Source organism: Luteimonas deserti (genome assembly GCF_013425765.1).
Lineage (GTDB): Bacteria > Pseudomonadota > Gammaproteobacteria > Xanthomonadales > Xanthomonadaceae > Luteimonas > Luteimonas deserti.
Window position 1 is genome coordinate 179,388 of sequence record NZ_JACCJZ010000019.1, and the last position, 23,113, is coordinate 202,500.

General features: G+C 66.5%; 15 protein-coding genes and 1 rRNA gene (1 of these 16 running past the window's edge). 6 read left to right on the top strand and 10 right to left on the bottom strand.

Annotated features, from left to right (window positions below; translation table 11 throughout):
* Nucleotides 1-39 precede the first annotated feature (39 nt).
* Nucleotides 40-1,404 carry a bifunctional UDP-N-acetylglucosamine diphosphorylase/glucosamine-1-phosphate N-acetyltransferase GlmU gene (glmU, locus tag H0E82_RS12395; RefSeq protein ID WP_180545771.1) on the top strand — a complete coding sequence of 455 codons (1,365 nt, stop codon included), beginning with the start codon at nt 40-42 and terminating at the stop codon, nt 1,402-1,404.
* 15 nt (nt 1,405-1,419) lie between these two features.
* Here glmU and H0E82_RS12400 read toward each other — a convergent pair whose 3' ends face one another.
* The 7 genes from H0E82_RS12400 to H0E82_RS12430 form a co-directional block, all read right to left on the bottom strand.
* Nucleotides 1,420-2,736 carry a sensor histidine kinase gene (locus H0E82_RS12400; RefSeq protein WP_180545772.1) on the bottom strand — a complete coding sequence of 439 codons (1,317 nt, stop codon included), beginning with the start codon at nt 2,734-2,736 and terminating at the stop codon, nt 1,420-1,422.
* A gap of 1 nt (nt 2,737) precedes the next feature.
* Nucleotides 2,738-4,081, bottom strand: coding sequence for a sigma-54-dependent transcriptional regulator (locus H0E82_RS12405; RefSeq protein WP_180545773.1), 1,344 nt, complete (start codon nt 4,079-4,081; stop codon nt 2,738-2,740).
* A gap of 86 nt (nt 4,082-4,167) precedes the next feature.
* The gene (locus H0E82_RS12410) at nt 4,168-5,400 is read right to left on the bottom strand and encodes an ABC transporter permease (protein WP_180545774.1); all 1,233 of its coding nucleotides are present in this window, start codon (nt 5,398-5,400) and stop codon (nt 4,168-4,170) included.
* Between the two features lie 51 nt (nt 5,401-5,451).
* A complete protein-coding gene (locus tag H0E82_RS12415; RefSeq protein ID WP_180545775.1) occupies nt 5,452-6,750 on the bottom strand; it encodes an ABC transporter permease in 1,299 nt (432 codons plus the stop codon).
* Nucleotides 6,751-6,760: 10 nt separating this feature from the next.
* The gene (locus tag H0E82_RS12420) at nt 6,761-7,483 is read right to left on the bottom strand and encodes an ABC transporter ATP-binding protein (RefSeq protein WP_180545776.1); all 723 of its coding nucleotides are present in this window, start codon (nt 7,481-7,483) and stop codon (nt 6,761-6,763) included.
* Nucleotides 7,484-7,529: 46 nt separating this feature from the next.
* Nucleotides 7,530-7,727: a hypothetical protein gene (locus H0E82_RS12425; protein ID WP_180545777.1), complete on the bottom strand. Its 198-nt coding sequence runs from the start codon at nt 7,725-7,727 to the stop codon at nt 7,530-7,532.
* A 2-nt stretch (nt 7,728-7,729) separates the two neighbouring features.
* The gene (locus H0E82_RS12430) at nt 7,730-9,043 is read right to left on the bottom strand and encodes an efflux RND transporter periplasmic adaptor subunit (RefSeq protein ID WP_180545778.1); all 1,314 of its coding nucleotides are present in this window, start codon (nt 9,041-9,043) and stop codon (nt 7,730-7,732) included.
* A 367-nt stretch (nt 9,044-9,410) separates the two neighbouring features.
* Here H0E82_RS12430 and H0E82_RS12435 point away from each other — a divergent pair, with 367 nt between their 5' ends.
* Complete coding sequence (locus tag H0E82_RS12435; RefSeq protein WP_180545779.1) at nt 9,411-12,272, top strand: TonB-dependent receptor domain-containing protein; 2,862 nt, start codon at nt 9,411-9,413, stop codon at nt 12,270-12,272.
* Nucleotides 12,273-12,422: 150 nt separating this feature from the next.
* On the top strand, nt 12,423-14,006 hold the full coding sequence (locus tag H0E82_RS12440) for a tetratricopeptide repeat-containing sulfotransferase family protein (protein ID WP_180545780.1): 1,584 nt from the start codon (nt 12,423-12,425) through the stop codon (nt 14,004-14,006).
* Here H0E82_RS12440 and H0E82_RS12445 read toward each other — a convergent pair.
* Both H0E82_RS12445 and H0E82_RS12450 read right to left on the bottom strand, forming a co-directional pair.
* A complete protein-coding gene (locus H0E82_RS12445; RefSeq protein WP_180545781.1) occupies nt 14,003-15,853 on the bottom strand; it encodes a tetratricopeptide repeat protein in 1,851 nt (616 codons plus the stop codon). The two genes, H0E82_RS12440 and H0E82_RS12445, sit on opposite strands and share 4 nt — an antisense overlap.
* A complete protein-coding gene (locus H0E82_RS12450; protein ID WP_180545782.1) occupies nt 15,850-16,332 on the bottom strand; it encodes a hypothetical protein in 483 nt (160 codons plus the stop codon). Before H0E82_RS12450 ends, H0E82_RS12445 begins: the two co-directional genes overlap by 4 nt.
* Nucleotides 16,333-16,395: 63 nt before the next feature.
* Here H0E82_RS12450 and H0E82_RS12455 point away from each other — a divergent pair, with 63 nt between their 5' ends.
* A complete protein-coding gene (locus H0E82_RS12455; protein WP_180545783.1) occupies nt 16,396-17,877 on the top strand; it encodes a sulfotransferase family protein in 1,482 nt (493 codons plus the stop codon).
* A gap of 13 nt (nt 17,878-17,890) precedes the next feature.
* On the opposite strand, the gene H0E82_RS12460 is transcribed toward H0E82_RS12455, so the two are convergent.
* The gene (locus H0E82_RS12460; protein ID WP_235974303.1) at nt 17,891-19,159 is read right to left on the bottom strand and encodes an aspartyl/asparaginyl beta-hydroxylase domain-containing protein; all 1,269 of its coding nucleotides are present in this window, start codon (nt 19,157-19,159) and stop codon (nt 17,891-17,893) included.
* 123 nt (nt 19,160-19,282) lie between these two features.
* Here H0E82_RS12460 and glmS point away from each other — a divergent pair, with 123 nt between their 5' ends.
* Together glmS and H0E82_RS12470 are read left to right on the top strand one after the other, a co-directional pair.
* A complete protein-coding gene (gene glmS, locus H0E82_RS12465; protein WP_180545785.1) occupies nt 19,283-21,115 on the top strand; it encodes a glutamine--fructose-6-phosphate transaminase (isomerizing) in 1,833 nt (610 codons plus the stop codon).
* Between the two features lie 555 nt (nt 21,116-21,670).
* A 16S ribosomal RNA gene (locus tag H0E82_RS12470) occupies nt 21,671-23,113 on the top strand; it runs 102 nt beyond the window's last position.

The window sequence follows — 23,113 nt, forward strand, 5'->3', positions numbered from 1 at the left end:
CGTGGATTATCATCGAACGCCGTCCAGGTTCCGAATGCCATGACCGCACCGCTTCACGTCGTGATCCTCGCCGCGGGCGAGGGCAAACGCATGAAATCCCTGCGCCCCAAGGTGCTGCAGCGGATCGCGGGACGGCCGATGCTGTGGCATGTGGTGGAGGCCGCACGCGCGCTGGCGCCGGCGGGTATCCACATCGTGCACGGCCACGGCGGCGAGCAGGTGCGCGCGGCCTTCGAGGGCGCGGACGACCTGGTCTGGGCCGAACAGGCCGAGCAGCTCGGCACCGGCCATGCGGTGCGGCAGGCGATGCCCGGGGTGCCGGACGGGGCCCAGGTCCTGGTGCTCTATGGCGACGTCCCGCTGCTGCGCAGCGAAACCCTGGCACGGCTGGTGGCGGTGGGCCAACGGCTGGCCGTGCTCGCGGCCGAGCTCGACGACCCCACGGGCTACGGCCGCATCGTGCGTGATTCCGAGGGCCATGTCGGCGCGATCGTCGAGCACAAGGACGCGACCGGCGAGCAACGCCGCATCGCCCTGGTCAACACCGGCATCATCGCCGCCGAGGCCACGGCGCTGAAGCGCTGGCTGGCGGGGCTGTCGGCCGAGAACGCGCAGCGGGAGTACTACCTGACCGACGTTTTCGCGATGGCCGCCGGCGAGTACAGCGCTGCGGAGATCGTGATGGTGGACGACCCGCTCGAGGCCGAGGGCGCCAACGACCCCTGGCAGCTGGCCCAGCTAGAACGCGCCTGGCAGCTGCGCGCGGTACGCGCGCTGTGCCTGCAGGGGGCGCGCGTGGCCGATCCGGCACGGGTGGATATCCGCGGGGAGGTGGTGGTGGGCACCGATGTGGAGATCGACGTGGACGTGGTGTTCGAAGGCCGCGTGGAGCTCGGCAACGGCGTGCGCATCGGGCCGTTCTGCCGCCTGAAGGACGTGCGGCTCGGCGAGGGCACGGAATTGCGCGCCCATTGCGACCTCGATGGCGCCGTGACCGAGGGCGCCGTGACCATCGGCCCCTTCGCACGTCTGCGGCCGGGCACGGTGCTCGCCGACGGCGTGCATATCGGCAACTTCGTCGAGGCGAAGAACACGTTGATGGGGGTCGGCAGCAAGGCCAACCATCTCACCTATCTCGGCGATGCCGAAATCGGCGCAGGCAGCAACATCGGCGCCGGCACCATCACCTGCAACTACGACGGCGTGAACAAGTCGAAGACCGTCATCGGCGATCGCGCCTTCATCGGTTCCAATGCGTCGCTGGTGGCACCGCTGCGCATCGGTGACGACGCGACCACCGCCGCGGGCTCGGTGATCGTCAACGACGTCCCGGCCGGAAAGCTCGCCGTGGCACGCGGCCGGCAGACGGTCGTCGAGGGCTGGGTGCGCCCGAAGAAGCGCTGACGACGCGGCGCGCGATCAGCCGGCGGGCAGGAGCAGGGACACGCACAGGCCACCTTCGGGCCGGTTAAGCAGTGCGATGCGCCCGCCGTGGGCCTCGGCGATCTCGCGTGCCAGGGCGAGCCCGAGGCCCGTGCCGTTGCGCTTGGTCGAATAGAACGGCAGCAGGGCATTGTCGAGGACGGCTTCGTTCATGCCCGGGCCGCGATCGAGCACGTCGATGCGCCATCCGTCGGTCGTGCGCCGGAGCGCGAGCCGGACCGCATCGGGGGCCGACCCCGACTCGTGCGCATTGCGCAGCAGGTTCATCAGCGCCTGCTCGACCTGAGCGGCATCGAAATGCGCGATCGCGGCCAGGTCCACCGTTCCCTCCAGCGCGAACGGAATCTGCGAGCAGAGCTGGTCGACGAACGTCGCCAGCTGCACCGGGTCGCGACGTGGCGCCGGCAGCTTGGCGAACCGCGCATAGCCCCGGATGAAGCCTTCGAGATGACGCGCACGCTCCTCGATCGTGGTCAGCGCCTCGGGCAGGCGCTCGAGCTGGCCGCGGCGCAACAGCTCGCGTCCCGAATGCGCCAGCGATGCGATCGGCGCCAGCGAGTTGTTGAGTTCGTGACTGATCACGCGGATCACCTTCTTCCACGTCTGCACCTCCTGGCGGCGCAGGTCGCTGGTCATCTCGCGCAGCAGGATGAGTTCGTGATGACGCGCGTTGAGGCGGAAGCGCCGCCGGGACAGGTGATAGATGTCCTCGGCATCGCCGTCGCCCACGCTGAACATGCAGTCCCCGCCCGCGGCGAACGCATCGATCATGCTCGGCGGGGCGCTGGCGAGCAGTGCGGCGAACTCCTGGCCTTCGAGCCGGCGTCCGCCGCCGAAGGTTCTGCGCGCCGCCAGGTTGGCGTGCACGATGCGACCGTTGGGATCGACCAGCAGCATCGCCACCGGCGTGTTCTGCACCATGGTGTCGAGCAGCAGCTCGCGTTGCACCAGTGACTGGCGCTGTGCCCGCAACGTCTCGCCGAGCTCGTTGTGCGCGTTGACGAGTTCGCGCAGCGTGCCGCGCCCCTGCCAGGACAGGCTGAAGCTGTAGTCGCCATCGCGGTAACTGCTCACGGTGCCGGCGAGCGCCCGGAACAGCGACTGCGCCGGCGCGACGATGCGCAGCAATGCCCAGATCAGGCTCGGCAACGAGGTCGCGGTCGCCAGGCCTGCCGCCTGCCAGGCAGGCAACCAGCGCAGCAGGGTCAAGGCGAGGAAAACGGCGCCGGCCACGTGCAGCAGGGCCACCAGCGTCAAGGTCAGTGTCAGCGGCAGGCGCTGGTGCCAGGGCATGTCAGCTGCGCGGAATGCCGAGGCGGTCCAGCCGGCGGTACAGGGCCTGGCGCGACAGTCCGAGTTCGCTGGCGGCCTGCGCGAGAACACCTCCGCACCGCGCGAGCGCGGCTTCGATGTCCGCGCGGTCGGGCTCGTCTGCAGAGGGGTGTGACGGCGATGCCGGTGCCGCGTCGGGCAGGCCGAGGTCCCCCGCACCGATGCGTTGCCCCTGGGCGAGCAGGACCGCGCGCTGGACGACATTGCGCAACTCACGCACGTTGCCCGGCCACGCGTGTGCGAGCAGCCGCTGTTCGGCGTCCTCGCCCAGCACCTTGCGATCGCCAAGGAAATGCCGGGCCAGCGGCAGGATGTCGCGCGGGCGCCGGACCAGCGGCGGCAGGCGCAACTCGATGCCGTTGAGGCGGTAGTACAGGTCCTCACGGAACCGCCCATCGGCGATCATCGTCCCCAGGTCCGCATTGGTCGCACTGATCACACGCACGCGCACGGTCCGCTCGCGGTTGCCGCCGAGCCGCTCGAACCGCCCGGTTTCCAGCACCCGCAACAGCTTCACCTGGCCGGACGGCGGCAGGGTGCCGATCTCGTCGAGAAACAGGGTGCCGCCGTCGGCGGCCTCGAACTTGCCTTCCCGCGCCCGGTTCGCGCCGGTATAGGCGCCGGGCTCGGCCCCGAACAGCTCGGCTTCGATCAGCTCGTGGGGCAGCGCGCCGCAGTTGAGTGCGACGAACGGACCGCCACGCACCGCCGAGTTGGCGTGCAGGATCTCCGCGTACTTCTCCTTGCCCGCCCCGTTGGGACCGGTGATCAGCACGGGCAGGTCCGAGCGCGCCACCTGCAGGGCCAGCAGCAGGGTCGCCTCGCTCGCCGGATCGGCGTAGACCAGCCCGCAGAGCGCGTGGTCCGCGGCGAGACGCTCGCGTCTGCGCGCATCGTCGCGGACGCGCGTGGCGAGTTCGCGACGGGTGCTCGACAGCTCGAGCAGGGTATTGACGGTGGCCATCAGCTTGCCATCGTCCCAGGGCTTGCCCAGGTAGTCCGCGGCGCCGGAGCGGATCAGCTCGACCGCCGCATCGAGACGGGTCCACGCCGTCAGCAGGATCACCGGCAGATCGGGGTCGATCGCGCGGATCGCGTGGAACAGGGCAACCCCTTCTTCGCCGGACGTGGTGTCGGCATGGAAGTTCATGTCCTGCACCACCAGATCGATATCCCCAGCACGCAGGTGTGCGAGGCCGGCCTCGGGGGACGCCGCATGTTCGGTGGCGATGTCGTGCAGCGAGAACAGCACCGTCAGCGCGGTGGCGACGGCGAGGTTGTCGTCGATGACGAGAATCGTGGGCATCGGGCGCGTGCGATCCGGTAACGGCGTGCGAGAACGACAGGCATGGTCCTCGCCGGCAGCGATGGACGCAACCGGCGGAGCGACGGTCAGGCGCCGCGGGTCGCGACCGCCGGCGGCACCGAGGCGGCGCGGCGCGCGGGCCAGTAGACCGCGATCTGCCCGAGCAGCCAGAGGGCGACCGCCCCGACCGGCAGATACATCGCCGGCAATCGGCCCAGTTCGTAGCGCGACATCAGCACGTGGTTGAGCAGATAGGCCGCGAGCATGCCGAGGGTGATGCCGATCGTGGCGAGCAGGAAGTTCTCGGTCTGGAAATAGCGCAGGATCTGCCCCCGCGTCGCGCCCAGTGCACGACGGATACCGATCTGCCGGGTGCGTTGCTGCACCCAGAAGCTCGCCAGCCCGACGATCCCCAGTGCCGTGATCACCAGCAGCGCCACGCACACGATACCCAGCAGCCAGGCCATCGAGCGTTGCTGCTGGTAGAACTCGTCCCGCAGCGCTTCGAAAGACTTGGTGGCGTTCTCGATGACGACGCGACGCGGTCCGTTGCCCTGCAGCGCGGCGGTCGCCGCCTCGAGCACCTCCTGGCGGCGCTCGGGCGAGGTGCGGATCACGTAGTTGCCGCCCAGGTCGTAACTGGCGACCACCGGGAAGATCATGGCCAGCTCGCGCGCCGTGGGACCGCCCTGCATGCTTGGACGCACAAGGTGCTCGACCACGCCGACGACCCGGCTCGGCGCGTCGCCGAAGACATAGAGGATCTTGCCGAGCGGGTCCTGGCCCGGAAACAGCCGCTCGGCCATGACCTGGGTGATGATCACCGACGGCACGACGGCCTCGCCCTCCGCCGCATTGAGCGAAGCGAACGGGATGTACTCGTCAGGCAGGAAGTTGCGTCCCGCGACGAGCGTCAGCCCGAAGGTGTCGATGAACGCCTCGTCGGCCATGTAGTTCGACGCATTCAACGTTGGTTGTTCCTGGCCGGGGCGCAGGTTCACGCTGCTGTTCCAGGACGAGTTGACGAACGGAACCTGGTTCACCGACGTGGCTCCGGTGACGCCCGGCAGTCCGCGCAGCAGGGCGAGATCGGATCGGGTCTGGGCCTCTGCGTTGCCGTCCCCACCCACCGGAACGATCTGGATCCGCAACAGTTCCTGCTCGGCGATGCCGCTGACTTCGCCCATCTGCTTGAGGCGGTCGCCGATCATGAACATCGCATTGCAGATGATCGCGCAGGTGACTGCCAGCTGCAGCACGATCAACGTGGCGGCGGTCTTGTGACGCAGCAGTGTGGAAAGAATGGGACGGATTTCCATGGTGACCTCGGACGGTATCGACGCCGCGCATGCGGCGCACGAAAAGGAGGGTTACTGTGTCTTGAGCTGGATCGCCGGAGTGATCTGCATGGCGCGCCAGGCGGGCAGGACACCCGCGAGCAGGCTGGCGGTGACCGCCAGTGCGAACGTCGTCAGCAGCATCGGCACGTCCAGGTGGGCCAGCCCGGCGTAACTGGCCGGCTGTTGGCGAACGCCCCACAGCCCCAGCAGCGACAGGCCGAGCCCCAACACGCCCCCGGCCACGCCGATCGTCCCGGCCTCGACGAGGCATTGCATGAAGATGTCGCGGCGCGATGCGCCGAGGGCACGGCGCACGCCGATTTCACCGCTGCGACGCAGGAACTTGGCCAGCAGTAGGCCGACGGTATTGAGCAGACACACCAGCAGGAAGCCGAAACCGAGCCACAGTTGCATCACCACGTCGCGGGGCACCACGCGGTTGTAGGTCAGCCACTCCATGACATTGCTCAGCCGCGTATTGGGGTCGCGCTCGTACCGGCCGGCCGCCTTCTGCTGCGCCGAGTAATTGTCGAGGTAGGCCTTGAAGTCGGCCGCCTGCGCAGGTGTCTCCAGCTCCACCCAGTACTGGATCCAGACGCAGGGCGCGTTGAGGCCGGTATCGTCGGCGGTGGTGTTCCAGCAGTTCATGTTGCCGCTGCGCCCCATCGACAGGGCGCGCGATGTCGAGAAGGGCAGAAAGATGTCCTCGCCGTCGCCGAAGGTCTGGCTGAACATGTCCCAGAAGCGCGGGGTGGGGCGCCACGTATCGAGGACGCCGGCGACACGGAACTCGTTGCCGCCGATCATCAGCGTGCGCCCGACACTGTCGACACCTCCGAAGACGCGCTCGTTGAGCGATTTCGTGATCACCGCCACGCGGGCGCTGCCTGCGTCGTCCTCGGCGCTCCAGCCCGCGCCATGTTCGAACGGAACGTCGAACATCGCGAAGAAATCTCGACTCGTGTAGCGCGCCGGGGAGAAGAAGGGAGGCAGGTCCGCACGCTCCGGCGTCACCGAGACCGAGCCGCCGGTCATCATCGCCTGGCGCAGGCCCTTGGCTTCGCGCAACAGCGTTTCCGCGTCGAAACGGGTGACCTGGGTCTCCGGATCCTCGCCCGGCGATGCGCCGCGGGCAGTGCGTGGATCCAATTGCACGTAGAACAGACGATCGCTCTTTTCGGGAATCGGGTCGCCCGACAGCACCCGGAACACGGTCAGCGTGGTCATGCAGGCGCCGATGCCCAGTGCGATCGCCAGCACCATCAGCGCCGTGAGCACCTTGCTGTTGCGGAAGCTGCGCAGCGCAAGCTGCAGGTAGTAACCGAACATGCCGCTCTCCTCAGGCGCCGGCTGAAACACGAGGTGTCGACGTTGGCGACGACACGGCCCGAAGTGGCTGGAGGTCGGTCGCCAGGCCGTCGACGATGTGCACGTTGCGATGCGCGCGCGCGGCCAGTTCCGGGTCGTGCGTCACCATGACGATGGTGGTGCCGCGCGCGTTGATGTCCTCCAGCAGCTCGAGCACGCTGCGCGCCATCTGCGAGTCCAGGTTGCCGGTGGGCTCGTCGGCGAGCAGCAGGCGCGGGCTGCCGGCGAGGGCGCGTGCGATCGCCACGCGCTGCTGCTGGCCGCCCGAGAGCTCAGCCGGGTAGTGCTTCATGCGCGAGCCCAGTCCGACCAGCGACAGCGACTCCTCGATGCGCAGCCTGCGGTCGGCGGCGGCCATGCCGCGGTAGCGCAGCGGGACGTCGACGTTGTCGAACAGATTCAGATCGGGAATCAGGTTGAAGCCCTGAAAGATGAACCCGATCTTCTCGTTGCGGAGTTTCGAGCGCGCATCGTCGCCCAGGCCGCGGACCTCGACGCCGTCGATCCGGTACTCGCCGCCGGTGAAGGTCTCCAGCAGGCCGGCGATGTTGAGGAAGGTCGTCTTGCCCGAGCCCGACGGGCCGGTCACGGCGACGAATTCGCCCTCGGCGACGTGCAGGTCGAGCGAGCGCAAGGCATGGGTTTCGACGAGTTCGGTACGGTAGACCTTGGCGACCTGGCGCATGTCGAGCATGGGAGTGTGTCCTGGGCTGGAGCGGAAGGAAGAGACTGCGTCGCGGTCAGCGAACGCGGAAGAGCACCGGCAGTCCGCGATCGAGCGGTCGTGTGCGGAGCCGCGCGCCGGTCGACCGGCGCGTGGCGTCAGGGGCGAGCGGAATGCCGGACACGAACAGCGAGGACACCGGCCGCGATACCGAATCGGCGAGCTCATCGGCGGTCCAGGCGGCAGGGAAGGGGCAGTCGAATCGAGCGTTCATGGTCAGAGTCCCGAGATGCGGATGCGTTCCGCGTTATCGAACTGGTCGGTGCCGGCGATGACGACGCGCTCGCCGGGCTGGAGGCCTTCCACGATTTCCACCGTGGACAGGCTGCTGGCACCGATGACGACGGGTCGACGCACGGCGGTGCTGCCATCGAGGACGTATGCAACGCGGCCGCCGTCCTGATCCACGAACGGGCCGCGCGCGACCATCAGCACGTCGTTGCGGGTGTCCAGCAGAATGCGCGCGGTCAGGCGCTGGCTCTGGCGCAGGCCCGGCGGCTGGCTGCCCTCGTCGAAACGCAGACGCGCGACGACTTCCCCGTTGACGACTTCCGGCGACACCGCCGAGACTTTCGCCGGATACGCCGTGCCGCCGCTGCGCAGCTCGGCCGGCATGCCGATCTCGAGATCCCGTGCGAAGCTTTCCGGCACCCGGATCTCGACCTCGAACACCGACAGATCGACGACCGACAGCACCGGCGCATTCGCGGCCACATTGCTGCTCTGTACCGCCTGCACCTGGCCGACGATGCCGTCGAAGGGCGCGCGCAGGGTCAGCGCTTCGACCTGGCGACGCATCTCGTTGACCACGCTGCGCTGGCGCTCGGCGACCAGTTGCTTGTTGCGCGTGTCCAGGCCCGCGCCGCGCCCCTGGAGGCCCATGTCCTCGGTGGCGGCGGAAACGCCGATCTCGGTCTTCTTCAGCGTGTCCTGCGCACGGGCCAGATCGACCTGCGCGACTGCGCCGCCTTCGAACGCGCGCTGGTAACGCTCCAGATCCCGCTGGGCCGCGGTGCGATCGATCTGCGCCTGGTCGAGGGTCTTGCGGGCCTCGGCCCGCCTGAGTTGCGCGTCGAGCGCGGCCCGGCCGGCCTCGGCCTCGTATCCGGCCAGCGTGGCCTCTTCCTGGGCGAGGCGGCTGCGCAACTCCGGACTGTCGATCTCGGCCAGGGCTTGTCCGCGCTCGACGCGGTCGCCTGCCACCACGTGCAGGGTCAGCATGCCGCCCGAGATCGCATAGAGCGTGGGGCTGTTGGCGGCGATGACCCGGCCCTCGGCCGCGATGTCGCGGACCAGGTCGCCCCGGGTGACTTCGGCAAAGCGCAGACGGCCCGCGTCCACCGAGCGCGCCCCACCCGCCCATCCACCGGCCAGCCACAGGCCCGCGCCCGCGAGCAACACGGCCGCGCCACCGGCAACCATCCAGCGTCGATAGCGTCGGACGGGCATCACCGGATTCACGGTGTCCTGGGCGGAGGTGTCGCGGATCCCGGCAGGGCGGTGAGGGAGGCGGGGGTCAGAGCTGTTCATGCCCTCTACCCAAGCAGATCGCGTGCCAATCTCAACTCGTTGATTGCAAATGATTTCTTATGATGTCGTCCGCGTCCGGCATCCGTGCTGGACGTCCGCCCGGACGAGTCGGGCGTGCCGGCGGCACGACATTTCCCTGAACTCGGTGGCGCCCGAGGTCGACACGCGGACAGGCAACGCGCGACCCAAAGTGGCGCGCCGGAACAGCCAAGCGCCGAACTTGAGCCTCTGCCACGCGTTCGTTTAGCACATGTTTATTTTTTGTTTCTAGACGAATACCATCGGGCGTGTTTGCCGAACCTGTCGTTTCGATTTGCGTCAGGTGCGGTATGGGGAGGATCGAGGGACCCATCACTTGGAGAGAAAGATGACACCGAAGACCACGAAGCTCCGCAACGCGATTCTGGTCGCGCTCGCGGTGGGAGGCGGCAGTGTGACCGCCGCCGGCAGCGCCCTGGCACAGGACGCGAATCCGGCGTCGACCCAGTCGCCGACCAGTCTCGACACCATCACGGTGACGGGTACGCGTATCCGCAGCCAGACCATGACCGCGTCGAGCCCGGTGGCGGAGATCTCCAAGGAGGAGTTCCAGTTCTCCGGAGCCAGCAAGGTGGAAGATCTGGTCAACCAGTACCCGCAGCTCGCGCTGGACTTCGACAACTTCCTCAATAACGGGTCGCAGGGCTACGCGACGGTCGACCTTCGTGGCATGGGTGCGAATCGCACACTCGCGCTGGTGAACGGCCGGCGCATTCCGAAGGGCCTCGGCGAGACCGCCGACATCAGCATCGTGCCCCCCGCCATCGTGCAGCGCGTCGACATCCTCACCGGCGGCGCGTCCGCGGTGTACGGCTCCGACGCGATCGCCGGCGTCGTCAACTTCATCCTTGACGACCAGTTCGAAGGCGTGTCGGTCAACTTCGGGTATTCGGCCTACCAGCACAACAACGACGATCGCTACATCCAGGGACTGATGGACCAGCGCGATTTCGACTATCCGACTGGCGACTCGGGTTTCGACGGCATCTCCAAGAATGTCGACGTGGCCATCGGCGGCGCCTTCGGCGAGTCCGGTCACGCCGTGGCCTGGGCCACCTGGCGCAAGAACGACGCCCTGCTCCAGGGGCAGCGCGACTACTCCTCATGCGCCCTCAACCCCGCAGGCACCGCCTGCGGCGGATCGCCGACCGCGGATCCGGCCAACTTCTACATCGTCGCGCCGACGTCCGGTCTCTACACCTATGTGCTGCCGTCGGCGTCGGGCTGGTTCGTGCCGGACGGCCCGAACATCTACAACTTCGCGCCGGTGAACTACTACCAGCGTCCGGACACGCGCTTCACCGCGGGCAGCGTCATCAAGTACGACGTCAACGAATACTTCTCGCCGTACCTCGAGACGATGTTCGTCAACCGGCGCTCCAGTACGCAGATCGCGCCGTCCGGTGCGTTCTTCACCGATATCCAGGTGAGGTGTGACACGCCGGTGATCGGCACCATGTGCGCCGATGTCGGCATCACCGACGACGAGTTCACAGTGTATGTCGCCAAGCGCAACGTCGAGGGGGGGCCGCGTATCACGAACGAGGAGGCCACCAACTACAGCATCACCGCAGGCGCCGGTGGCAACTTCTTCGACGGCGGCTGGACCTGGGACGCATCGCTGCAGTACGCGCGCACGAGCGTGAAATCCGAGAACATCAACGACTTCATCACGACGCGGGTGCGCGACGCGCTCCTCGGATGCCCCGACGGCGCGTTCAACGGATGTCTTCCCTACGACGTGTGGACGAACAGCGTGACGCCCGAGCAGGCGCAAGCCCTGCAGGGCGTGGGCATCGTCAACTACAGCACCGACATGCGGGTGTTCAACGCCTACGTCACCGGCGACCTCGGGTTTTCCCTCCCGTCCGCGGCAGACCGGCAGGCCAGCATGGTGGTGGGTGTCGAGACCCGCTCCGAGCGCTTCACCCGCGTCGCCGACACCAACATGGCGACGGGCAATTTCACCGGTCTCGGCGGCCCGACCACGAACCTGAGCGGCGGTTACGACGTCGATGAGGTATTCATGGAGGCCAACCTGCCGCTGGTTGCCGATGCCGGTCCGCTCAACAGCCTGGATCTGCAGCTGGGCTACCGGTACACCGACTACAGCACGTCGGGCGACGTCAACACGTGGAAAGCGGGACTCGGCGCGAGTTTCCTCGATAACCGGTTCCGCTTCCGCGCCGGTTTCAACCGCGCCATCCGCGGCGCCAATATCAACGAACTCTTCTCCGACCAGCAGATCGCACTGTGGCCGGGTACCGACCCCTGCGCCGGAGCCACACCGGAGTTCACCCTCGCTCAGTGCCAGCGGACGGGTGTGACCGCGGCCCAGTACGGAAACATCGCGGCCAACGCGGCGGCACAGAACAACCAGCTGATCGGTGGCAACGTCAATCTCGAGCCCGAGATCGCCGACACCTGGACGGTCGGCTTCGCCGCCAGCCCGATCGACAACCTCGACCTCAGCGTCGACTATTACGACATCAAGCTCGAGAACGTGATCGGCACCATCGGCGCCCGCACAATCATCAACCTGTGTGCCGATGGGCAGGATGCGGTATGCGGCCTGATCCGTCGTAATGCCGTGACTGGCGACCTCTTCCGCGGCAGCGATCCCGAGACCTCGGGTCTGGTGGTCAATACCAACGGCAACTTCGGCAGCCGGCGGTATCGCGGCATCGATTTCACCGGACGCTACGCGATGGACGTGGGTGTCGGCAGGCTGTCCGCGTCCTACGTCGGCAGCTATGTGCTGGAGCGCTCGTTCCAGCCGGTGCCGGGTGACAACTCCGCCGACTACAGCTGCGAGGGGCTGGTCAACACGCAGTGCGCGACGCCGGAATGGCGTCACATCACCAGCCTGCGCTACGGCTTCGACCGCTACGCCGTCAATCTGCGCTGGCGCTACATCGGCGAGATGGACTACCGGGATACGGACGGCAATGCGCTGACCACCGACTACTTCCTGCGTGGCAGAGGCAAGCAGTCCGCGTTCAACTATTTCGACCTGTCCGGCTCCGCGCAGATCGGTGACAAGATCACGTGGACTGCGGGCGTGAACAACATCGCCGACAAGGCGCCGCCGATGGTGGGAAGTGGTCTGACGCCGGCCAATGCCAATGCGCTCGGCGGCTACGATCAGGCGGGGCGCTACTTCTTCACGAGTGTTGCTGTGACGTTCTGACGTCGCGTTCAAGTGTGATCGAAACGGCGGGCATAGGCCCGCCGTTTTTTTTCCAGTGCAGCTGGCCTTGCGCTCCGGGTCCGATAGAGTGGCGACGCGCGCCGCCCAGTGCGGCGTGATGCCCTTTCATTCCAGCCAACCCACGAGATGATGAAGAGCGAATCCGAGCAATCCCCGATCAAAGCAGGTTACGACCTTCTCCGGCAGGGCCTCTTCCGTGAAGCGGTCGAACACGGCGAACGCCTGGCCAGCCGGGCTCCACGCGACGTCGACGTGCTGGTGTTCCTCAGCGAAGCCTGCTTCGCGGTCGGCGATCTCGAGATGGCCCGCAGCCGCCTTCAGAGCGCAATCGAGGCAAGCGGAGGCTCCCTGCCATTGAAGATCAAGCAGGCCGGATTGCTGGTGCACATGCGGCGTCGCGCGGATGCGCGTGCGCTTGCCATGGAGACGACGACATCGGCCGGGGCGCGGGGCAATGGGCAGGCCCTTTGGCAGCTCGCCAGCATCATGGTCAACTGCAACCGGCCTGCCGAGGCAATCGGCTTGTACGAGCAGGCGCGTGTCTCGCTCGGGGATCATCCCGGCCTTCTGTACGATCTGGCGGTGGCCCAGTTCTTCACCGGCGACTTCGCGGGTGCAGAGCTCAATCTGGACCGGATGCTCGGCATGGTCCCGGATGCCGGCCACGCCCTCTACCTGCGCAGCACCGTGCGTCGCCAGACGGATGCCCGCAATCATGTCGACGCGCTGCGGCAACGACTGGCCAGCGGTGTCGGCCGTGCCGAGTGGGAGGCTGGCGCCTGGTACGCACTGGGCAAGGAACTCGAGGACCTGGGCGAGCATGACGCCGCCTTCGATGCGATCGTGCGCGGCGCAGCGGTTAAGCGCTCGACTCTGACCTACGACATCGCCGCGGAGTGCGCCGCGATCGTGTCCGTGTGCGACGCCTATTCGGAGACGGCCATGAACGAGGCCGCCGCTGGCCACGAGGCCGCGGATCCGATTTTCGTGGTCGGCATGCCGCGGACCGGAACCACTCTGCTCGAGCGCATTCTCGTGCAGGGGGGCGATGTCCGCTCTGCCGGAGAGCCCCTGGATTTCGCTCAACTCGTCGCGCAGTACACGCGGCAGGCCGCAGGCGGCCGACCGGAGGTGTCGCCTGCAGAAGCTTCGCGCGGAATCGACTTCGAAGCACTCGGGCGCGAATACGCGCGGGGCGCCTCCGAAGCGGCCGGGGCCACGCGATTCATCGACAAGATGCCCGTCAACTATCTCTATTGCGGGCTGATCCGCAAGGCGCTTCCGAACGCTCGAATTCTCCATCTCACGCGTGACCCGGTCGACAGCTGCTGGGCGATATTCAAGACGCTGTTCTTCAGCGCCTACCATTTCTCCTACGACCTCGAGGAACTGGGGCGCTATTACGTCGCGTACGCGCAGGCGATGGCGCACTGGCATTCCGTCATGCCGAACGGGATTCTCGACGTGCGCTACGAGGATCTGGTCTCGGATCCGGAGGGTGAGGCCAAGCGGGTACTGGAGTGGTGCCGCCTGCCCTACGATGCTTCGATCCGCTACGGCGCTGCGCCGCAGAAGGCCGCGTTCACCACCGCCAGCGCGGCGCAGGTGCGGGAGCCGGTCCACGCCCGCTCGGTAGGCAGCTCGCGCCGCCATCGCGAGCGGCTTGCGCCATTGATTGAAACATTTGCCGCGGCGGGCCTGCAGGCCCGCTAGGGCATGCTGCCCGGCAGGAGATCGGCGGCCACGGTCAGGCGAGGCTCCGACCCGTTGAAGGGAACCGTTCCATGCCACATGTAGGACGGAAACACGACCAGACGGTTCTCCTGCGGCCGGATCAGGCGACGCGGAGCGAGTGTCAATCCGAGGGTCTCCAGCGGTTGGCCAAACTGGATCCATCCGCTGGCTGCATCGGCCGAAGCCTCGCGTACCGTGCGCGGCACGGACACATAGAAGGCCGAGCTCATCCATCCCTGGTCATGGATGTGGTTCGCGTGTCGCCCCGACTCGACAAGCTGCACGGACCAAGATCCGGCGAAGCGCACGCCTGTCCCTTTTCTTCCCAGAAAGGGATGCCGGACGTCGGCCGGCAGGCGAGCCACCCACTGCTCGACCGCATCGCGGAGCGCCGTAGCGGCAGCCTGCAGCACCGGCTCATTCCGGCCGAACAGACGCCCGGGCGTCTGCGACCCGTTGCGCACGCTCTGCGCCATCGGTTCGCCTGCCTGCAGGTGCAGCCCGGCGAGAACCTGCCTCAGTGATCCCAGCGGGTCCGGCATCTCCGGCGTGTTCCATTCGACCTCGATCTCTCCGATCAACCGGTCGTAGTCACAGAGCCAGAACTCGCGCGGGTCATCTTCGAGCCTCCAGAGCACGCCCCGCAGTGCCCAAGCCTCTTGGTTGTCGGGATGCTGGCTCACTGCCTGCTCCGCGATCCGACGGGCGTGCTCGATGCGGCCCGAGCGGATCAGATGACGGATGTGGGCGTTGAGGAAGTCGGCGCGGGTTGCCCCGTAACGGCGGGCGGCGGCGATGTAGAGCGGATAGGCATCGGAGCTGCGCCCGGATGCATCGAGGGCCTCGGCGGTCAGCCAGAGGAGGGCAGGGTTGTCCGCCTCCCGTGCCAGCATCGGCTCCAGCCAGACCAGCGCCTGCACAGGCCGACGCGCCTGGAGGAGGGCCCGGACCAGCGCCAGATGCAGGGCGACGTGCCCCGGCTGTTCCCGGGCCGCGCGCTCGAACCGGGCCAGCGGGTCGGGCGATGCGTCGCCACGTGAGCTGCGCTCCCACTGCAGATGGGCCAACGTCTCGTGCCCCGCGACGAATGCAGGATCCCTGTCCACGAGACGATGCGCACCCTCGAGCGCTTCGGACATGCGGCCGGCGTCATGCAACACGCCATGCACGGCATCGGCAACCTCGCGCTCGTCATGCCCTGTGGCGCCTGCCCGACGCAGACAGGCCAGGCTGTCGTCCAGCCGGCCTGCTTCCCTCAGGACGACACCGAGGAACATCCACGTGGGTGCATGCGGGGGATCGAGTGCGGCCGCCTGTCGCGTCGCATCGATGGCCTCTTCGACGGCGCCCTCCTGATGCAGGACCTGCCCGAGCCCACGCCAGGCCTCGGCGAGGTCCGGCTCGAGAGCGAGCGCCCGCCGGAAGCTCGCGCGCGCCGACGCCCATTGCCTGGACTGCTGCTGCAGACGACCCAGCATCAGACACGTGCGGGACGTAGCGGGGACGCCTGCAAGCGCGGTCACGGCATCTGCGATCCGCCCGCGCCGACGCCACCATGTCGCCACGTTCAACGCGATGACATCACTGCCGGGCGCGAGTTCGAGCGCACGCGCGAAGGCGATGTCGGCGCCCGGGGAATCGCCGTGGTCGGCCAGGCACATCCCCAGCAACTGGTGCGCATCCGCAGCCAGCGGCGCCTCATTGACCAGCATCCCGGCAAGCGACAGAGCCTCGCCGTGGCGTCCCTGCTGACGCAGCGCCTGAGCCGCGATCACGGTGTATGCCTGCGCGCGGGTGAGCGCGCTCACCCGTGCCGCGCGGGTCATGGCAGGCGTCGTGCGCGCAGGCTCACTCCACCTGCGGTTTTCAGAAGATGGCTGCCCAGCGCGCCCCGCCGCACCTCCACGACATCTCCAGACTTGAGAGGCGCGATCGCGCCAGGTTCTATGGCCCAGCGCTGACCACCATCGAACACGACGACTCGGCGTCCGCCCTCCTGCACGACCTGGGAAACGCGTCCTTCGATCCGCGTCGGATCGGCCTCCTCGTCGGGCTGTCCAGGGTTGCGCAGCACCGGGGACGCGCGTGGCAGGCCGAACTCCTGCACCGCACGGGCTGCGCTCGCTTCGCGGACCTCCGCCGGTGGCGGAAATGCAAGGTCGTAACAGGCGAGTCGGCTCGCTGGTTCGGGGGTGGCCGCGCACGGGTGGCCGGCGTCCGCATGTGCCACTCCGGTCCAGAGCGCCAAAGCGGCGAGGGGGGGAATCCATAAATAACTGCAGGTGGACTCGGGAGCCTGGCGCATCGTGGGCATCCGACGGGAGGTACTGTGATATTAGGCAGGTCGTGGTGCGGTAAGGAAGCACGTATGGCAGCAGGTACCGGGCGGATCGACATGTTGCGGCGGCAGGGAGAGCACGCACTGACGCGTCGGCAGTGGAACGAGGCTGTTCGAGCGTTCCGCGAGCTCGTGAGGCTCCATCCGTCGGACGCCGACGGCTGGTTCAATCTCGGATACGGGCTGCGTCACGCAGGCAAGTTCGAGGAGGCGCTCGACGCCTACGCGCAGGCCCTCCGGGCGGACGCCGCTGACCCGGCCATGATCCATGTCAATCGCGCGGTGATCCTCAGTGATCATGTCGGGGACGAGGCTGGAGCGGAAATCGCGTTACGAACCGCGCTTGCATTGCGTCCGGAGCATCCGATCGCGCTGCTCAATCTGGGAAATCTGTACGAGGAACAAGGACGCAGGGGCGACGCCGTCGGCTGTTACGACACGCTGCTCGCCGCCGGTGATACCGCCAGTGATGCCTCGATCGAGGCCCTCGGCCGGATGCTGCACCTCGTGGAGCCCGCCAGCCTGGATGATCCGCGGCTGGCGCGCCTGCTCGGGGTCGTCCAGAGAAGCGATGTCAATGCGCATGTCCGTGCGAACGGATGGTTCGCCTTGGGCCACGCGTTCGAGCGCCTGAACGCGACCGAGGCCGCGCTTCGCGCATTCTCCGAAGGGAAACGCTGGGGCTACTCGGGGGTGGCGCCGTACGATCCGTCGGCGGCGCAGGCGCAGGTCGAGGCACTCACGCAAGTGTTCGACGCGGCAGTGCCTGGCCACACTGCAGTCGGCTTGCTTTCGCCCGAACCCATCTTCATCGTCGGTCTGTTCCGTTCCGGCTCCAGCCTGCTGGAGCAGGTCCTCGGATGCCACCCGGACATCGCTGCCGCCGGTGAACTGGATCTTCTGCCGCGGCTTGCCTGGCGACAGCTCGCTCCGTTTCCCGAAGGGGCGAGGTCACTGACTGCGCACGCCGCGCGGGAGCATGCGACCGAATACCATGCAGCGCTACGCGCCCGGCTGCCGCAGGCCCGGGCCAGCTGCCGGTTCGCCACCGACAAGCGGCCTGACAACTACCGCCTGATCGGGCTGATCAAGAGGCTGTTCCCTGCAGCCCGCTTCGTTCACACGGTCAGGGAGCCCCGCGACGTGGCGCTGTCGATCTACATGCAACATCTCAATCCCTCCGCGTTCCCGTACGCGGGAACGCTCCAGGGCATCGCGCACGAAATCACCCTGCACGAGCGGACGATGGCCCACTGGAATGCGCTCTATCCGGGGGATATCGCCGCGTTCGATTACGATGCGTTCGTCCGCGCCCCCGAGGCCACGCTTCGGCCACTGCTCGCATGGCTCGGTCTGGACTGGGCGCCCGAATGCCTCCAGTTCCAAGCCGCCGCGCGCTCCGTCAAGACGGCGAGCTACTGGCAGGTGAGGCAACCCCTCCACACGAGCGCATCTGGCCGCTGGCGCCGCTATCGCGCGCATCTTCCGGGCTTCTTCGATCGACTCCGATGACCGGGTGTGGGCGCTATGTGGATGACTCCCTGTAACTGCGGAGCGCATTGGCCAACGCTCTCACGATCTCGCGCTCCTCCTCAGAAAGCAGCGGGTTCCAGACGTCGAAGATGAGAACAGCTCGAAGCGCGTCGCTATCGTTGCGCGCCTCGTGCTCGATGCTGTCGTCGAATACCAGGACCTTGCCCGGTTCCCAGCCGCGCCGGTCGAAGCCGACCCGGATGCTGCAGTCGGGCGGAACGATGAGCGGCAGATGGGCCACGAGGCGCGCGTTGGTCTCCCCGTGGTGGGGCGGAATATGCGTGCGGGGAGCGAGGACGGAGAACATCGCGTTCGGGCACAGACCCGCGATTCGCACGGTTTCCAACCCGGACAACGCCTGCGCGGTGACCGGACAGCGTGCCAGGTTGGCATGCACCGGAGCGCCGTGGGCCCACAGATGAAACGAGCTCCAGTTCCGCGAATGGTTGAGCGCCTGCCACTGGTTGACCGGCTCGCCGGGCTTGTAGGCGATGTAGGGCTCCAGTGCGTCGGGGCCCTCCGCAAGGATGGCCGTCAGCTCCGAACGGATCGCGTCCGTCCGTTCTTCCAGGCCCGCGATCCACGGAAACAGCGCGTTATCGTAAAACGTGTGGGCTGGAAGCCGCGGGACGTAGAGCTGGTTGCAGTCGGGAACGTAGGCGCGGGTGCGGCCCGCCGCTATCGAGACCGCCTCTTCCCAGCGCCCCGCCAGAAGGGGGTGGGCGGCATCCGCCGGGGTCGGCAGTGCCTGCTGCAGGAATGCCGCGAGCTCCTCGACATCCCTGTCGACGGCGACGCGCGCTTCGTCGAGCCGTCTGCGCAATACGTCCGGCCAGCTCGTCTCGGGCCCCGCCACCTTGAGCGCGTCGCGGAACACCCCGGCTGCGGGTCGGCGCTTGCCGCGGGCGTCGAGAAACTCCGCCTTGGCCAGAAGTCCCGGAAGAAAATAGGGGTCGATGGCCAGCGTGACCCCGATCGCGTTCCATTCCGCTTCGTGGTCTCCGCGATCGCGGTGCACGACGCCGAGCGTGAGCATGACCATCGGATCGTTCGGCGCCAGCGATCGAGCTTCCTCGAGCAGCACCAGTGCGGCGCTGGAATCGCCACGTTGATGGGCGTGGACGCCGAGGCTGTAGGCGGCCTGTGCATTCCGCGGTTCGCGCAGACGCACCTGGCGCCACAGCGCCTCCGCGTCCTGCCAGCGGCGCTCGCCCGCCGCGCGGCCCGCCGCTGCGATCAAGGCCTGGATCTGTTCAGACATTCTGCTCTCCCCTGACGTCTCCATTCTAGATCGCTTGCAGGGATTGCTTCCGGCAGGGCCGGCTTGGGGCGCTGCGATGCCTCTGCTCTACAATCGTGGCATCGCAATCAAGGTATGCCGCGCATGTGTGGAATCGTCGGTGCAATCGCAGGCCGCAACGTGGTGCCGCTCCTCGTCGAGGGGCTGAAGCGTCTCGAGTACCGCGGCTATGACTCGGCCGGCATCGCGGTCGTCGCCGATGGCGCAGTGCGGCGGGTACGCCGCACCGGGCGCGTTTCCGAGATGGAGGCCGCTGCCGACGCCGAGGCATTGCAGGCGCCACTCGGAATCGGCCATACGCGCTGGGCCACGCATGGCGGTGTCACCGAGCTCAATGCGCACCCCCATGTCAGCGATGGCCGCCTCGCCCTGGTCCACAACGGCATCATCGAGAATCACGAGGCGCAGCGGGAGCGGCTTTCGGCGCTCGGGTACGTGTTCGAATCGCAGACGGATACCGAGGTCATCGCACACCTCATCCATCACCACCAGGGGCAGGGCCTGGACCTGCTCGCTGCGCTGCAGGCGGCCGCGGCCGAACTGGAAGGCGCGTATGCGCTGGCGGTGATCGATCGCGACGAACCCCAACGCATGGTGGTGGCGCGCATGGGATGCCCGCTGCTGGTCGGCCGGGGGGACGGGGAGAACTTCGTCGCATCCGACGTGTCGGCGATCCTGCAGGCGACGCGGCGCGTGATTTTCCTCGAGGAGGGGGACACGGCGGAGATCGGCCGTGATGCCGTGCGGGTCTTCCGCGCCGACGGCGTGCCGGTCGAGCGCCCGGAGCATCTTTCGGATGTGTCTCTCGCCTCCCTCGAGCTCGGGCCCTACCGGCACTTCATGCAGAAGGAGATCCACGAGCAGCCACGCGCGCTGGCCGATACGCTGGAGGCGATCATCGACGCCGCAGCGTTCGAGCCCACCCTGTTCGGGCGCGAGGCCGGGGCGGTGCTTCGCGGAGTCAAGGGGGTGCAGATCCTCGCCTGCGGCACCAGCTTCTACGCCGGTTCGGTGGCGCGCTACTGGATCGAGGCGATCAGCGGGCTGCCGTGTTCGGTCGAGATCGCGAGCGAATACCGCTATCGCACCGCGGTGGCCAACCCGGACCATCTGATCGTCACCATCTCCCAGTCGGGCGAGACGCTCGACACGATGGAAGCGCTCAAGTACGCCAGGTCACTCGGACACGAGCGCACGCTTTCGATCTGCAACGTGCCCGAAAGCGCCATTCCGCGCGCCAGCGGCCTGGTGTTCTACACCCGCGCCGGCGCCGAGATCGGTGTGGCCTCGACCAAGGCGTTCACGACCCAGCTCGTCGGCCTGTTCGCGCTGGCGGTGACGCTCGCCAAGCTCAACGGGCGTCTCGACGAGGCGCAGGAAGCGGCGTACATCGAGGATCTGCGCCAGCTTCCCGGCAGCGTGCAGCACGCACTGAACCTCGAGCCGCAGATCGCGATGTGGGCCGAGAAGTTCACGCCGAAGCACCATGCCTTGTTTCTCGGCCGCGGTGTGCACTATCCGATCGCGCTGGAGGGCGCGCTCAAGCTCAAGGAGATCTCCTATATCCATGCCGAGGCCTACCCGGCCGGCGAACTCAAGCACGGCCCGTTGGCCCTGGTGGACGCGGACATGCCCGTCGTCGTGATCGCGCCGAAGGACGGCCTGCTCGAGAAGGTGAAATCAAACATGCAGGAGGTACGTGCGCGCGGCGGCGAGCTGTTCGTGTTCACGGACGCGGACAGCAATTTCAGCGCGTCCGAAGGCGTGCACGTGATCCGCACGCCACGCCATGTCGGGGTGTTGAGCCCGATCGTCCACACCATCCCGGTCCAGCTGCTCGCCTATCACACGGCCTTGGCGCGCGGTACAGACGTCGACAAGCCGCGGAATCTGGCGAAGTCGGTCACGGTCGAATAGCGCCGTTGCGCGCATCGTCCTGAACACGGCGATGTATTCAGGTCTATTGCTCGGATTTTCGTGACACCCTCTTTGCAAGCAGGCTGTCGCTGTGCATAATTCGCGCCCCGCACGGCGGGCTGCTCTTCGGGGTGGCGGGTCGGGCGGGGTGAGGCAGTCGAGACCGGGTTTCACGCGGTGTTGACAGACTCGAGAGCCGCGGTAAGATGTGCGGCTCGCTTCGACGAAACGCCTTCGGGCCGAACGCTGAAGCCGGCAGAACTCTCCCCCTCACGGGGTGTTGACGAAAGCCAAAACCGCGCTAAGATGGGCGGCTCGCTTCGGAGGAAACGGCGAAGCAGTGGGGAGCAGGCGCTGAGGCCGCTTCCGCAGATCTTTGACAGTGTGCGCAGGATACTTATGCGGACGTCTGGCTGGTGGTGTTAGTCCATTAGCAGACGTTCCAGAAAGAGCAAGAAAGATTCAACAGCATGCAAATGCTGGCGAGTAGTTCGGGCTCAGGAAGGACATCTGCACTCGAAGCATTAGACGTCACTTCGGTGATGTCGAAAATTTTAAGTGAAGAGTTTGATCCTGGCTCAGAGTGAACGCTGGCGGCAGGCCTAACACATGCAAGTCGAACGGCAGCACAGAGGAGCTTGCTCCTTGGGTGGCGAGTGGCGGACGGGTGAGGAATACATCGGAATCTGCCTATTTGTGGGGGATAACGTAGGGAAACTTACGCTAATACCGCATACGACCTACGGGTGAAAGCCGGGGACCTTCGGGCCTGGCGCAGATAGATGAGCCGATGTCGGATTAGCTAGTTGGCGGGGTAAAGGCCCACCAAGGCGACGATCCGTAGCTGGTCTGAGAGGATGATCAGCCACACTGGAACTGAGACACGGTCCAGACTCCTACGGGAGGCAGCAGTGGGGAATATTGGACAATGGGCGCAAGCCTGATCCAGCCATGCCGCGTGGGTGAAGAAGGCCTTCGGGTTGTAAAGCCCTTTTGTTGGGAAAGAAAAGCAGTCGGTTAATACCCGATTGTTCTGACGGTACCCAAAGAATAAGCACCGGCTAACTTCGTGCCAGCAGCCGCGGTAATACGAAGGGTGCAAGCGTTACTCGGAATTACTGGGCGTAAAGCGTGCGTAGGTGGTTTGTTAAGTCTGATGTGAAAGCCCTGGGCTCAACCTGGGAATTGCATTGGATACTGGCAGGCTAGAGTGCGGTAGAGGGTAGTGGAATTCCCGGTGTAGCAGTGAAATGCGTAGAGATCGGGAGGAACATCCGTGGCGAAGGCGACTACCTGGACCAGCACTGACACTGAGGCACGAAAGCGTGGGGAGCAAACAGGATTAGATACCCTGGTAGTCCACGCCCTAAACGATGCGAACTGGATGTTGGGTTCAATTAGGAACTCAGTATCGAAGCTAACGCGTTAAGTTCGCCGCCTGGGGAGTACGGTCGCAAGACTGAAACTCAAAGGAATTGACGGGGGCCCGCACAAGCGGTGGAGTATGTGGTTTAATTCGATGCAACGCGAAGAACCTTACCTGGCCTTGACATGCACGGAACTTTCCAGAGATGGATTGGTGCCTTCGGGAACCGTGACACAGGTGCTGCATGGCTGTCGTCAGCTCGTGTCGTGAGATGTTGGGTTAAGTCCCGCAACGAGCGCAACCCTTGTCCTTAGTTGCCAGCACGTAATGGTGGGAACTCTAAGGAGACCGCCGGTGACAAACCGGAGGAAGGTGGGGATGACGTCAAGTCATCATGGCCCTTACGGCCAGGGCTACACACGTACTACAATGGGAAGGACAGAGGGCTGCAAACCCGCGAGGGCAAGCCAATCCCAGAAACCTTCTCTCAGTCCGGATCGGAGTCTGCAACTCGACTCCGTGAAGTCGGAATCGCTAGTAATCGCAGATCAGCATTGCTGCGGTGAATACGTTCCCGGGCCTTGTACACACCGCCCGTCACACCATGGGAGTTTGTTGCACCAGAAGCAGGT